The 13,230-nt window shown below is 67.0% G+C and carries 10 protein-coding genes; 9 read left to right on the top strand and 1 reads right to left on the bottom strand.

Features of this window, described 5'->3' with window-relative positions; translation table 11 throughout:
- Positions 1-16: 16 nt before the first annotated feature.
- The 7 genes from Q0J54_RS03175 (at position 17) to Q0J54_RS03145 (ending at position 8,195) form a co-directional block, all read left to right on the top strand.
- On the top strand, positions 17-355 hold the full coding sequence (locus Q0J54_RS03175; protein ID WP_296303935.1) for a MerR family transcriptional regulator: 339 nt from the start codon (positions 17-19) through the stop codon (positions 353-355).
- A 14-nt stretch (positions 356-369) separates the two neighbouring features.
- Complete coding sequence (gene rpe / locus Q0J54_RS03170) at positions 370-1,089, top strand: ribulose-phosphate 3-epimerase (protein WP_296303934.1); 720 nt, start codon at positions 370-372, stop codon at positions 1,087-1,089.
- Positions 1,090-1,107: 18 nt separating this feature from the next.
- The gene (gene tkt, locus Q0J54_RS03165) at positions 1,108-3,129 is read left to right on the top strand and encodes a transketolase (RefSeq protein ID WP_296303933.1); all 2,022 of its coding nucleotides are present in this window, start codon (positions 1,108-1,110) and stop codon (positions 3,127-3,129) included.
- Between the two features lie 33 nt (positions 3,130-3,162).
- Positions 3,163-4,329, top strand: a complete 1,167-nt coding sequence (locus Q0J54_RS03160) for a phosphoglycerate kinase (protein ID WP_296303932.1) — start codon at positions 3,163-3,165, stop codon at positions 4,327-4,329.
- Between the two features lie 253 nt (positions 4,330-4,582).
- Positions 4,583-5,353, top strand: coding sequence for a hypothetical protein (locus Q0J54_RS03155; protein WP_296303930.1), 771 nt, complete (start codon positions 4,583-4,585; stop codon positions 5,351-5,353).
- 23 nt (positions 5,354-5,376) lie between these two features.
- Positions 5,377-5,853, top strand: a complete 477-nt coding sequence (locus Q0J54_RS03150; protein ID WP_296303928.1) for a pyridoxamine 5'-phosphate oxidase family protein — start codon at positions 5,377-5,379, stop codon at positions 5,851-5,853.
- A 272-nt stretch (positions 5,854-6,125) separates the two neighbouring features.
- On the top strand, positions 6,126-8,195 hold the full coding sequence (locus Q0J54_RS03145) for a methyl-accepting chemotaxis protein (RefSeq protein WP_296303927.1): 2,070 nt from the start codon (positions 6,126-6,128) through the stop codon (positions 8,193-8,195).
- Positions 8,196-8,484: 289 nt separating this feature from the next.
- Here Q0J54_RS03145 and fliM read toward each other — a convergent pair whose 3' ends face one another.
- A complete protein-coding gene (gene fliM / locus Q0J54_RS03140) occupies positions 8,485-9,468 on the bottom strand; it encodes a flagellar motor switch protein FliM (protein ID WP_296303925.1) in 984 nt (327 codons plus the stop codon).
- Positions 9,469-9,628: 160 nt separating this feature from the next.
- On the opposite strand from fliM, the gene Q0J54_RS03135 reads away from it, so the two are divergent.
- Together Q0J54_RS03135 and Q0J54_RS03130 are read left to right on the top strand one after the other, a co-directional pair.
- On the top strand, positions 9,629-11,200 hold the full coding sequence (locus Q0J54_RS03135) for an ASKHA domain-containing protein (RefSeq protein WP_296303924.1): 1,572 nt from the start codon (positions 9,629-9,631) through the stop codon (positions 11,198-11,200).
- 1 nt (position 11,201) lies between these two features.
- Complete coding sequence (locus Q0J54_RS03130) at positions 11,202-13,193, top strand: small ribosomal subunit Rsm22 family protein (RefSeq protein ID WP_296303922.1); 1,992 nt, start codon at positions 11,202-11,204, stop codon at positions 13,191-13,193.
- The last annotated feature ends 37 nt before the right edge of the window (positions 13,194-13,230 follow it).

The following is a 13,230-nucleotide window of genomic DNA, read 5'->3' as shown; positions in this document are numbered from 1 at the left end:
CATATGACGGGCGGCCATGAGCGCACACACCTACCGCATCGGGGAAGCGGCCGAACTGCTGCAGCTCAAGACGCATGTGCTGCGCTTCTGGGAAACGGAATTCCCGCAGCTTGCGCCCCTCAGGACGGAAAAGGGCCAGCGTCTCTATACCGAGGAACATGTGGCCCTGTTGCGGCGCATCAAGCAGCTGCTGCACGAGCAGGGCATGACCATCGAAGGGGCGCGGCGCGTGCTGGAAGGCGGCCCGGCCGTGGATGAGACCGCGCAGGAGCGCGCGGCGCAGTCGGCCGATCCGGCCTTCCTGCGGACGCTGCACACGGAATTGCTGGCCATTCGACATCTTCTTGACCACTGAAACGGAGGAGCCGGATGATACTCTCCCCGTCCCTGCTTTCCGCCGATTTCGCCCGTCTGGGCGAGGAACTGACCGCCCTGGACGAAGCCGGCATCACCTGGCTGCATCTTGACGTGATGGACGGGAGCTTCGTGCCCAACATCACGTTCGGGCCGCCGCTCATGCGCAGTCTGCGCCCGGGCAGCCGCCTGTTTTTCGACGTCCACCTGATGATCGAGCAGCCGGCACGCCATCTGGCGGCCTTTCGCGAGGCCGGGGCCGACATGCTGGTCATCCATCTCGAAGCCGACCGCCACCCGCAGCGCACGCTGACCGAGATCCGCCGCCTGGGCTGCCGGGCGGGCGTGGCCCTCAACCCGGGCACGGACATCGCGCCCCTGCGCTGGCTCGCGCCGGACTGCGACATGGTGCTCGTCATGAGCGTGAATCCCGGCTTTTCCGGCCAGAAATTCATCCCGCAAAGCTTCGCCAAAATCCGCGCGGTGCGGGAACTGCTGGACGCTTCCGGCGGCGAGCACGTCCTCGTGCAGGTGGACGGCGGCGCCTGTCCCGAAAACGCCGCCGCGCTGGTGGATGCGGGCGCGGATGTGCTGGTCTCCGGTTCGGCCTTTTTCAATTATCCTCCGTACACGGCACGTCACGAGGCCTTTCAGGAGGCCGTGCGCCGTGCCGGGACAGCCGCCGGTGAAACCCGCTGCGCCAAGGCCGCGCAGTGGCGATCCTGTAACCGTTAACCAGAGAAGGAACTCCCCATGCCGACTCGCAGGCAATGCGCCAATGCCCTCCGCGCCCTGGCCATAGACGCCATCGAACAATCCCGCTCCGGTCATCCCGGCGCGCCGCTGGGCATGGCCGATATGGCCGAGGCCCTCTGGCGGCATCTGCTCCGCCATAATCCCGCCGATCCGCACTGGCCGGACAGGGATCGCTTCGTGCTTTCCAACGGGCATGCCTCCATGCTGCTGTATGGCCTGCTGCATCTGTCCGGCTATGCGCTGGACATGGACGCCATCCGGCAGTTCCGGCAGTGGGGCTCCCTGACGCCCGGCCATCCCGAATACCGGCATACCCCGGGCGTGGAGATGACCACCGGGCCGCTGGGGCAGGGCATCTCCTCCGCCGTGGGCATGGCGCTGGCCGAAAAACTGCTGGCGGCACGCTTCAACCGTCCCGGTCACGAGATCGTGGATCATCATACCTATGTTTTTCTGGGTGACGGCTGCCTGATGGAAGGCGTCTCGCATGAGGCCTGCGCGCTGGCCGGCGTCTGGGGACTGGGCAAGCTCATCGCGCTCTACGACGCCAACGGCATCTCCATCGACGGCAACGTGTCCGGCTGGTTCACCGAAGACGTGGCGGCCCGCTACCGTGCCTATGGCTGGCAGGTCATCGGCCCGGTGGACGGCCATGATGCGGACGCGCTGGACAAGGCCCTTGCCGAGGCCCGGGCCGATGCCGCGCATCCCAGCCTCATCATCTGCCGCACGCACATCGGCTTCGGCTCGCCGCACAAGGTCGATTCGGCCGCCTGCCACGGCTCGCCCCTCGGCCCGGAAGAGGCCGCGGCCACCCGGGCGGCACTGGACTGGACAGCCGCCCCCTTCGAGATCCCCGCCGACATCGCCGCCGCCTGGGACTGCCGGGAAAAGGGCGCCGCCGCCCAGAAGGCCTGGGAAGCCCGGTTTGCCGCCTATAGCGAAGCCTATCCCGAGCTTGCCGCCGAATTCGCCCGCCGCATGCGGGGCGAACTGCCCGCCGACTGGACGGAGATCGCCGCTGCGACCGTGCAAAAGGCCGTTGCGGCCGGTGAGAGCATCGCCACCCGCGTGGCCGGCCAGCGCGCGCTGGAAGATCTTGTGCCCCGCCTGCCGGAGATGCTGGGCGGCTCGGCCGATCTGACTGGCTCCGTCGGCACGAAGACGGCCGCTTCCGTCCGTCTTGACGTCGCGGCGGGCAACTGGGCCGAGGCCAATTACCTTTCCTATGGCGTGCGGGAATTCGGCATGAGCGCCATTATGAACGGTCTGGCCGTGCATGGCGGCTTCATCCCCTACGGCGGAACCTTCATGGTCTTTTCCGATTACGCCAAAAATGCCGTCCGTCTGGCGGCGCTCATGCGGATTCGTGCCGTCTGGGCCTTCACGCATGACTCCATCGGCGTGGGCGAGGACGGCCCCACGCATCAGCCCGTGGAACAGATCGCCGGTCTGCGCCTGATGCCCGGCGTGGAGGTCTGGCGGCCCTGCGACACCGTGGAAACGGCCGTGGCCTGGCAGTGCGCGCTTGAGAACGCGCGGACGCCCACAGTGCTTTCGCTTTCACGGCAGAACCTGCCCTTTGTGGCGCGCGATGCGGCCCGCGTCGCCGCCATTGCCCGCGGCGGCTATGTGCTGGCCGATGACGGCGGGACGCCGGACATCATCCTGATCGCCACGGGCTCCGAAGTGGAGCTGGCGCTGGAAGCGGCCGCGCAGCTCTCCCGCGGCGGTCGCCGCGTGCGCGTGGTCTCCCTGCCGTGCTGCGAACGCTTCGACGCGCAGGAAGCCGCCTACCGTGAAGCGGTGCTGCCGGCCGCCGTGCGTGCCCGCGTGGCCGTGGAAGCGGCTTCGGCGGGCTACTGGAGCAAATATGTGGGCCTCGACGGGGCGGTGCTGGGCATGGAAAGCTTCGGCGCTTCCGCGCCGGGCAAGGTGCTGGCGCGGGAATTCGGCTTCACCGTCGAACATCTCGTTGCCCTGGCGGAAGATGTGGTGCGCGGTACGGCCGCGAAGTAACGTACAGGACGCCATTCCACAAGGAGTATGAGCATGGCCATCAAGGAACTCAAGGACATGGACTGCGCGGGCAAGATCGTCGTCATCCGTCAGGATCTCAACGTGCCCATGAAGGACGGCCGCATCACCAGCGACAAGCGCATCCGTGCCGCGCTGCCCGGCATCCGGCTGGCGCTGGAAAAGGGGGCGGGCGTCGTGCTGCTCTCCCATCTCGGGCGGCCCACCGAAGGGGAGTTCGACCCCAAATTCTCGCTGGCCCCGGTGGCCGAACATCTTGCCGGGCTGCTGGGCAGGCCGGTCCCGCTGGCGTCCGACATCGAGAGCGTCAAGGTCGCGCCGGGCGAAGTGGTGCTGCTGGAGAACGTCCGCTTTTTCAAGGGCGAAAAGAAGAACGATCCTGATCTGGCCGCCAAACTGGCCGGCCTGGGCGACATCTATGTCATGGACGCCTTCGGAGCGGCGCACCGCGCCCACTCGTCCACCGAGGGCGCCATCCGCAAGGCGAAGGTCGCCTGCGCCGGGCCGCTTATGATGGCGGAGCTCAATGCCTTCGCCAGGGTGCTTGATCATCCGGCCCGTCCGCTGGTGGCCGTCATCGGCGGCTCCAAGGTGTCCACCAAGCTCTCGCTGCTGGAAAACCTGCTGGACAAGGTGGACTGTCTCATCGTGGGCGGCGGCATCGCCAATACCTTTCTGGCGGCTGCCGGGCACGATGTGCGGAAATCGCTGTATGAACCGGAGCTGCTGGATGATGCGCGCCGCATTATGAAAAAGGCTGAGGAGCTCGGCAAGATGCTGCCGCTGCCCGTGGATGTGGCCACCGCCCCCGAACTGGCCGCCGGGCAGCGGGCGACGGTCTGCGACGTGGACGCCGTGCCCGCCGACGCCATGATCCTGGACATCGGCCCCAAGACCGTGGCGGCCTATGCGAAGCTGCTGGCCGATGCGGCTACCGTGGTCTGGAACGGGCCCGTGGGCGCCTTTGAATACGAGCCCTTCCACAAGGGGACGCGGGCGCTGGCCGAAGCGCTGGCGTCCGACAAGGCCTTTGTGGTCGTGGGCGGCGGAGATACCGTCGCCGCCGTGGAAAGCTACGGACTTGCCGACAAGATGGGCTACATCTCCACCGGCGGCGGCGCATCGCTGGAGCTGCTGGAAGGCATCAAGCTGCCGTCTGTGGCGGCGCTGGAAAGCCGCTAGCGCCGGCCGGCCCGCATACTGTCCGCTCAAGCTGCCCTTTTCCGCGCCGTCGCTGCCGGAAAGGGGCAGCTTTCCCGCTGGCGGACGCGCCCTTCATGCGGGGCATCCGCGCCACCAGTCCCCGCAAGCCCCGGCAGCGTGCGGCGCAGGGACGATGCCCGGCGTCGGACGGAAGGCATTGCGCCTGCCCGGGGGTTGGGCTATACTGACAGGAACTACGCAGCGCCGGTCATACAGCCGGCTCGGAGGCAACGTGCGGCGATTTTATCAGGAAAGCTGGCAGGGTATCCCCTTTACGGCCTTCTCCCACATCTCCTTCTTCCATCTTGCGGAGCCCAAGTTTTACGCCACCTTCTATGAGGAACTGTTCCGGCGCTATCAGGGCTGGGACGATCTGCCCGCGGCCTGGCGTGAGAACAAGCGCAAGGATGCCCGCTGGCTCGCCGGCGAGTTGCGTGCCCAGCTGGCCGCGCAGGGGGTGGAGCGCACGGGACCGGTGCGCGTCCTGTCCATCGGCAGTGGCGTAGGCTTCATGGAAAAGACTCTGCTCGAGGAGATGCCGGAGCTGGAGTTGCACGTCAATGAGCCCAGTACCGTCAGCCTGCGCTGGCTGCGCAAGATCATCCCCGGCGAGCGCATTTATATCGGGCTGCCGCCCGCCTGCCTGCCCGCCGACGTCCAGTACGACATGATCTATCTGTCCACGGTGGATTACGGCATTCCCCAGCGGGAACTGGAGCATCTGCTGGCGGAGCTGCGTGCCCAGCTCGCGCCGGGCGGCGAGCTCATCTGTCTGTCGGCCTCCCTGCTGGAAGAGGATTCGGCGGTGGGCGGCTTCGTCAACGCCCTCAAGATCGTCATCCGCGGGGCCCTGCATTTTCTCGGTATCCGGCGGCAGCAGTTCTGGGGCTGGCGCAGGACGCGGCGGGAGTATCAGCAGCTTTTCAGGACGGCGGGCTTTTCGGCCATTGCCGACGGCTGGCTGGACGACGGCTTTGAGACCTACTGGATACGCGGCAGATGATCCGCCGGCAAGGAGGGCCAGACATGCATCCCATGCGACGCAAGGACAGACAGACAGGCGAGGAGGCGGTGCGCCGTCTCCTTGAGGAGGGGGAATACGGCGTCCTCTCGCTGCTGACGCCGGAAGGCACGCCCTATGGTGTGCCGCTGACCTATGCCGCGCAGGGGGACTCCCCCCTTGTGCTCTATATGCACTGCGCGCGAGACGGCCGCAAGCTGGAGTGTCTGCGTGCCTGCGCGCGGGCGCATTTTGTGGTGGTCGGGCCGACCCGCGTCGTTCCTCAGGAATTCACCATCGAATACGAAAGCGTCATGCTGGAAGGCCGGATTGAGGAAGTGGTCGATGCCGCGGAAAAGCGCCACGGCCTGCTGGCCCTTGCCCAAAAGTACGCCGCTGGCTTTGACGGCGCCGCCTATGCCGATGCGGCGGGAAACGCGACGCGCGTCCTGCGGCTGACGGTGGAGAGTCTGAGCGGTAAGCGGCTGCAGGTTGCGAAATAGTAAAAAACGTTTTGGGCGAGAAAGTAGACCTCAAAGACAGAATCATTCGGTCTTTGGCGTTTTTTTGTGAAAAAAATTGGCCAGGTATGGTGACAAATCAGCAAAACGACCGATAAGAGATAAAGGCTGACGACGATCGTACGCCTGTCGCCCGGATCTCGTCCCGGATCTCGTTCGGGCGGAGCGGGGCTGGAGCGGCCCGTCGGCATAATCTTCGTGCAACCAGCCGGAGCCCTCGCTCCCGGCCGGTCGGACGGCGTCAGGGAGGCAACATGAAACTGGGCCTGTTCCCCAAAATGCTTCTGGGCATACTTGCACCGGCGCTGCTCGGCCTGTTGTGTCTCACCGGCATCAGTTCCACGCTGGCGGATCATTATCTGCGTCAGCGTGTCGATGAAGAGATGCGGCTTGCCGTGGATTCGCAGCAGCGCGAGCTGACCACCATGCTGGCTCTCCTGCGGGCCGGTCTGCACAAGGAAGGCGGCATCGACAGCATCAACGCCTTTCTGTCCACAACAGCCGCCGGCGGCGGCCGGGCCGACCCGGCGACGGCGGCGGTCATCCAGAAAGAACTGGCGGAATTCGTATCATCCTACGACTTCGTGGACGATGTCGAACTGTTGGGCGCCGATGGCGTGATCCTTGCCGGCAGCGACATGGAGCATGCCGGCGTTTCGCGCGCGCAGAGTCCTCTTTTCCGTACGGCCATGCAGGAAGGCTTCGCCGCGGAGAACGGCAAGAGCAACGACAAAAAACCCCTGACCAACATCGCCGTTGCCGTGGACGATGCCCGGGGGACACGTCTGGGCGTCCTGGCTGCCGAGCTGGATCTGGACGCCATCGGCCGTCTGTGCACGGACAAGATCACGCTGTCCGCCACGGGCATCAGCATGGTCTATGACGGGACGGGGCTGCTGCACATCCACCCCAATCGCGAATATGTGGGGGACGAGGACGGCAATCTGCCCTGGGTGCGGGAGATCCTCTCGCGCAAGAACGGCATGCTGGACTATGAATGGAATGGCGTGGAAAAGATCTCCGCATTCCGCTATCTGCCGCAGGTGGACTGGTATGTGCTGGTGTCGGTGGAAAAGCAGGATATCCTTGGCGGCGGGCGTACGCTGCTGCTGAGCAATATCGCCGCCGCCGTGGTGGCCATCCTGATCATCGGCGGTCTCATTTGCCTCATGGCGCGCAGCGTTGCCGTGCCGGTGCGCAAGGCCGCCCAGTATGTGGACAAGGTGGGCGAGGGGCATCTCGACTTTTCGGCGGACGAACAGCAGTATATGCAGCGGCTTGCCGGTCGCGGCGATGAAGTGTCCCTGCTGGCCGGAGGCATCACCGGCACTGTGGAAAACCTCAAGAAGATGTTTGACGATGTGCGTAAGCGGACGGAAGAGGCGGAAGAAGCCTCCCGCGTGTCACAGGAGGCCATGCAACGGGCCGAGGCTGCCGCCGAGGAGGCGCGCAATGCCAAGCGTGATGGCATGCTGGCGGCTGCCGGGCAGCTGGAGCATATCGTCAATGCCATCTCCTCCGCGGCAACGCAGCTCTCGGCCCAGATCGAGCAGTCCAACCACTCCGCCACGGAGTCGTCCACGCGCCTTTCCGAAGCCGCGACGGCCATGAATGAGATGAACGCCACCGTGCAGGAAGTGGCCAGGAATGCCGGCGATGCCTCGCAGATGTCCGGCGAGACGCGCCATCAGGCCAGCGAGGGGGCGGAGATCGTGCGTAAGGCGCTGGAAAGCATCCAGCGTGTGCATGACGTTTCGCTGGCCCTCAAGACGGACATGGCCCAGCTCAATACGCATGCTCAGGCCATCGATCAGATCATGGGCGTCATTTCCGATATTGCGGATCAGACCAATCTGCTGGCGCTCAACGCGGCCATTGAGGCGGCCCGCGCCGGCGAGGCCGGGCGGGGCTTTGCCGTCGTGGCGGACGAAGTCCGCAAGCTGGCGGAAAAGACCATGGCCTCCACCGCGGATGTGGGCAATGCCATCCGCGCCATCCAGGAGAGCACGGGCAAAAGCTCCGATGCCGTGGACCGCGCCGTGAAGGAAGTGGAGCAGGCCACGAACTTCGCCAACGAATCAGGCAGCGCCCTGGAAGGCATCGTGCAGGATGCGGACAAGACGGCGGATCAGGTCAGCGCCATCGCCGCGGCCAGCGAACAGCAGTCCGCCGCCAGCGAGCAGATCAACCGCTCCATCCTCGAGGTCAACGATATGTCCGCGCAGTCCGCGCAGGCCATGAGCGAGGCGGCGCAGGCCGTGTCCGATCTGGCCCGGCAGGCGCAGGAGCTGTCCGCGCTGATCGAGCAGATGAAGCAGGGCTAGTCCCTGCCGGCAAAAGAACGGAAAACGGGCTCCTTTTCTTCGGAAAGGGAGCCCGTTGTCTTTCATGGCAGGGGACGCCGCGCGACGCAACCCGACAAGATGCCCCAGACGACACGCCGGCAAGTGCGCCGGATACCGTCCCGCGCACAGCGGGAGGCCGCACGCAGCGGGTGATCCCGCACGCATGAAATAAGCTGCCCGGCAGAGGGAGCGTGATCCTCCCCATGCCGGGCGCGCAGGCCGCCTCCCGCCCCTGTGCAGGAGGGGCTTGCGTGTCATCTCTTCCGCATCAGGTGTATTGCGGTTCGATCTCCTTGATGATCTGGAAACCCTTCATGGCCTTCACCGTTCCGGCAATGCCTTCGTACTTCTTGACCCCGGCCACCGTGCAGGGGAGCAGGTCCTCCACATCCGTATCCAGCACGAGCACATCGCCCACCTGCATGCGCAAAAGCTGATTGCCGGTGATGGTGGTGCTGCCGAAATGGATCTTGAGATCCACGGGCGTCTCCATGAGGCGCTCCTTGAGGCGGGCCACCCAGGCATGGTCGATCTCCAGACGCTCCGTCTGGAAGCTGGCGTGCAGCTTGGAGCGGATGGGTTCAATGGTGGCATAGGGCAGACAGATGATCATGGAACCGAGCGCCGTGTCCAGTTCCACTTCAAAGGTGATGACCACCACCACGTCGCTGGGCGGCACGATGGCCGCGAACTGCGGGTTGATCTCGCTGCGGACGAGCTCCAGCTTCACGTCATGCACAGGCCGCCAGGATTCTTCCATGTTCTCCAGGGCGATCTTGACGATGCGGTCCACAACGGCCTGTTCGATGCGGGTGAATTCACGGCCTTCGATCTTGGGCTGTGAACCCGCTCCGCCAAAAATGTTCTCCACAAGGGCAAAGACCAGGCGGGAGTCCACCACCATGATGGCGTTGCCGCGCAGAGGATCCATCTTGAAGATGTTGATGGAGGTCGGCACGGGCAGGGAGCGCATGAACTCCCCGAATTTGGTCATGTCGATGGAGATGGGGTTCAGCTCCACGCGCTTGCGCACGGCATTGGACAGGCCGTTGGTGCAGAGGCGGGCAAAGCGGTCGTTGACGATCTCCAGAACGGGCATGCGCCCGCGGATGATACGGTCCTGATTGGCGAGGTCAAAGGCGACGACGCCGTCGGCATCCTCTTCGGGCATGTCCATTTCGCTTTCGATGTCGCCGCCGGAAAGGCCGCGCAGCAGGGCGTCCACTTCATCTTGTGCCAGTACCTTGTTCATGTCTCCCCCGTTACGGCAGAATCTTGACGAAATGCGGCTTGAATGTTGCAAAATCGAGGCCAAAAAGCAAGCCCCCCGGCAGTCCCGCACGGGCAGCCCCGGCCCGGCGGACACGCTTGCCATGCCGTCCGTCTTGCGGCACTCTGCCTGCATGGAGATCATGCTCACCAGTCTTGTCGATGCCGCCGCGCCCCGATACCTGTCGGCCGAGCCCGGCGCGCCGTTGTCCCGTACGCTCTGGCTGTCCGGCCTGCTGCCCGCGCAGGCCATGTGCTCCGGGCTGGGCCGCTGCGGGCGCTGCCGCGTCCGTTTTGGCGATGCCCGGGAATGTCCGCCGCCCCTGCCGGACGAGGAAGAGATTCTCGGCAGCGAGGCCGTGGGGAAGGGCTGGCGGCTGGCCTGTCGGCGTCAAGTCCCTGACGTGCCCTCCCTGCGGCTGGAGGTCGCCGTGCCCCTTGCCGCCGCCCCGGTCGCCGGCGGGGCCCCCCTCGATGCGCCGGGCGTGCCGGCCGCGCTGGGCGTGGATCTGGGGACCACCTCCGTATACTATCGTTCCGTGCGTCTGGAAGACGGCGAGCTGCTGGCCGAGGGGCATTTCCTCAATCCCCAGGCCGGCGCGGGCGCGGACGTCATGTCCCGTCTGGCGACGGCCCGTCAGCCCGGCATGGCGGAAAAACTTGCCGCGCTCGCGCGGGAGGCCGTACAGAGAGGGCTGGCGGCGACCCGTACCGTCGGCGGGCGGGTGGAGGCGCTGTGCGTGGCCGGCAATACGGCCATGACGGACATCCTGCTGGAGCGCTCCGTCGCGGGCCTGTGCGCGGCCCCTTACCGGCTGGATCACCCGGGGGACGAGACGGTACGGCTGCCGGATCTGCCGCCCGTGTACATCCCGCCGCTTATGGCGCCCTTCGTGGGCGGGGACGTGTCGGCCGGGCTGGCCGCCCTCATGGCGGCCGGGACGCCGCGCCCCTTCGTGCTGGCCGATCTGGGGACCAATGGCGAACTGGCCCTGCTGGACCGGGAAGAGCGCCTGTATCTGGTCAGCGTGCCTCTCGGGCCCGCGCTGGAAGGCATCGGGCCGGAATGCGGCCTTCAGGCCGGGCCGCTGAGCATCACGGAATTTCGCCTTTCCCCTCAGGGGCTGACGGGGACAAGCTCCCTGGCCGCCGAGCCCCCGTCCCGCTTTGAAGGCATCAGCGCCACGGGCTATCTGTCGCTGCTTTCCCTGCTGCGCCAGACGGGACTCATGGACGCGGAGGGGCATTTCACGCCGCAGGCCGTGACCATGCCGCTGGCCGGCCGGCTGGCCGCCGGGCTGACGCAGCGGCATGGCCAGCCCTGCCTCGATCTGCCGTACGGGCTTCGTCTGACGGCCGCGGACGTGGAGGAACTTCTCAAGGTCAAGGCGGCCTTTTCGCTGGCCTTGCACAGCCTGCTGGACGCCGCCGCCCTGCGGGCGGGCGATCTGGCCTGTCTCTGCCTTGCGGGAGCGCTGGGCGAGCATGTGCCGGTGGAGCATCTCGAGCGGCTGGGCTTCGTGCCGCGGGGGCTGGGGCCGCGCATACGGGCCGTGGGCAATGCCTCGCTGGACGGGGCCGTGTTGCTGGCCCGCTGTCCCGGGCGGCGTGAGGCGCTGACGCACCTCTGCGCGGGGGCGCGCCTGCTCCCTCTGGCGGAATCGCCGGAATTCCATCAGCTGTATTTGCGCCATATGCGCTTCGGAGATGCCTGATATGACACGCCATGCAGATCGCCGTCCCTCGGGCGGGAAGCCCCGCGGCAATGGGGAAAAACGAGCGCAGATGCGCGAGGACTGGCGGGAAGACGAGACCTTTCCCGTTCTGGATGAGAATTTGCTCCTGCAGGATGACCCGGCAGCCTCCGCCAGACAGCGGCGCGGGAAGCGGGCGGTGCGGGAAAATGCTTTGCGGGAAGCCGTGCGGCCCGCCGACACGGAAGGGCAGGCACGCCCGCGGGGGCGGGCGCCGGCCGCTGCCCGGCATGATCGGCCGGAGCAGGGCAGGGACGGGCGGCGCGTGCCGTCGTTTGGTGGCGGACGGCGCGCAGGCGACCCCGTGGAGGGCCGTCCGCCCTCTGTCGGACGCGGGCGGGAAGGCGTGCGCCACGGCGCGAACGCCCTGGACGCTCCCTCTGAGCGGTCGGCGGAGCACAGGGCGGCTCGCTCCAGGGAGGGGACCGGCCCTGAGCGGCGGCAGGCCGCCCCGCGCGGCATCCCGCACCGGGAACGCTGGTCGCTGGCCGCGCATCTGCTGCCGGAACCGGCCGCCGATCTGCGGAACGGGCTCGACAGGCTCGGGGCGGCCCTGGCCCGGGTGCGGCCGCTCAGTGCGGCCCATGCCCGCGGTCTGCCGCAGGATGTGACGGCCCTTTCCCGTCTGCTGACCGTGGAGCGGGCGCATCTGCATCACCCTTACTGGGCGTCGCCAGCGCTGACCAGCGCTTACCTCTATTATTTTTTGCCCTGGAACGTGCTGCGACAGGCGCGGCTGTTGTCCGCCCTGCCGTTGCCCGATCCCCGTATCTGGCTGGAGCAGGGGCGGCGTCCGCTGCTGCTGGATATGGGGGCCGGGCCGCTCAGTCTGCCCATAGCGCTCTGGCTGGCCCGGCCGCAGTGGCGCTCCCTGCCGCTTACGGTGCTGGCGCTGGACGCCTCCTCCCAGCCGCTGGAGCTGGGCCGTGCGCTGCTGCGCGCCCTGGCTGAGGATCTGCGCCAGCCCGCTTGGGAGGTACGCACGGTGCGCGCCCCGCTGGGGCAGGCGGCACGGCAGCTTGCCCGTGCCTGCGGGCAGCGCTCCCGTTCCGGCGCGGCGGAGGGGACGCCGGCACTCTGGCTGGCATCGGCGGCCAATGTGCTCAATGAGATGTTGTCCGGCGGCGGAGCCGGTCGCACAGGACGGCGTGACGATGCGACCGTCCGGGACGATGAGGAGGCCGCGACGCGCCCGGAGGGATCGGACGGCCCGCGGGATGCGCGGGAGGACAGTCTCTTCGGCCAGCGGCTGGAAAGTGTGCTGGACAGTCTGGAAGAGCTGCTGGAAAGCGGCGATCCCGGACTTCCGCCGTCGCTGCTGGTAGTGGAGCCGGGGACGCGGCTGGGAGGCACGACCATCATGCGCCTGCGCGGCGCGGCGCTGGAGCGCGGGTTCGTGCCGCTGGCTCCCTGCACCCATGCGGCGGACTGTCCGCTGGCGCGGGGCCGCAGCGGGCGCGGCTGGTGTCATGTGACCTTCGATTGCGCGGGCGCGCCGGACTGGCTGGCGCAGCTTTCCGATGCGGCCGGGCTGGCCAAGGACAGCCTCAGCCTTGCCCCGCTCCTGCTTTCCGCGGCTGCGGAGACCGTACAGGACGGACTGGACGCGCGCGAGGCCGAAGCGGCCGGCGCTGACGGGCTGTTGTCGCGCGCCGCCCTGCGGGTGCTCTCGGCCCCCTTTGCCGTGCCCGGCCTGCCGGGGCGGGCACGCTACGCCTGCGGTGTGGGCGGACTGGCTCTGCTGGGGGATGCGGAGTCCCTGCCGTCAGGGGGCCTTGTGGAAGCCGACATCCCGACGCATCCCCGTTTTGACCGGCGCAGCGGCGCACTGCTCCTGCTGCCTGAGGCGGAAGGGCCTGAAGAGATGGCGGCTGCCTCCCGTCCGTCCGAAAAATCTGCCGGACGGCAGGGGCACGTGAACAACGTCGTGATAAGTGGAGATAGAAAAACGTGATAAGTCGGTATTTCATGGGATATACTTTTTGAGAAAG

The sequence above is a fragment of the uncultured Desulfovibrio sp. genome (assembly GCF_944324935.1).
Taxonomy (GTDB): Bacteria; Desulfobacterota; Desulfovibrionia; order Desulfovibrionales; family Desulfovibrionaceae; genus Desulfovibrio.
This window is presented reverse-complemented; position numbering and strand designations above follow the sequence as displayed.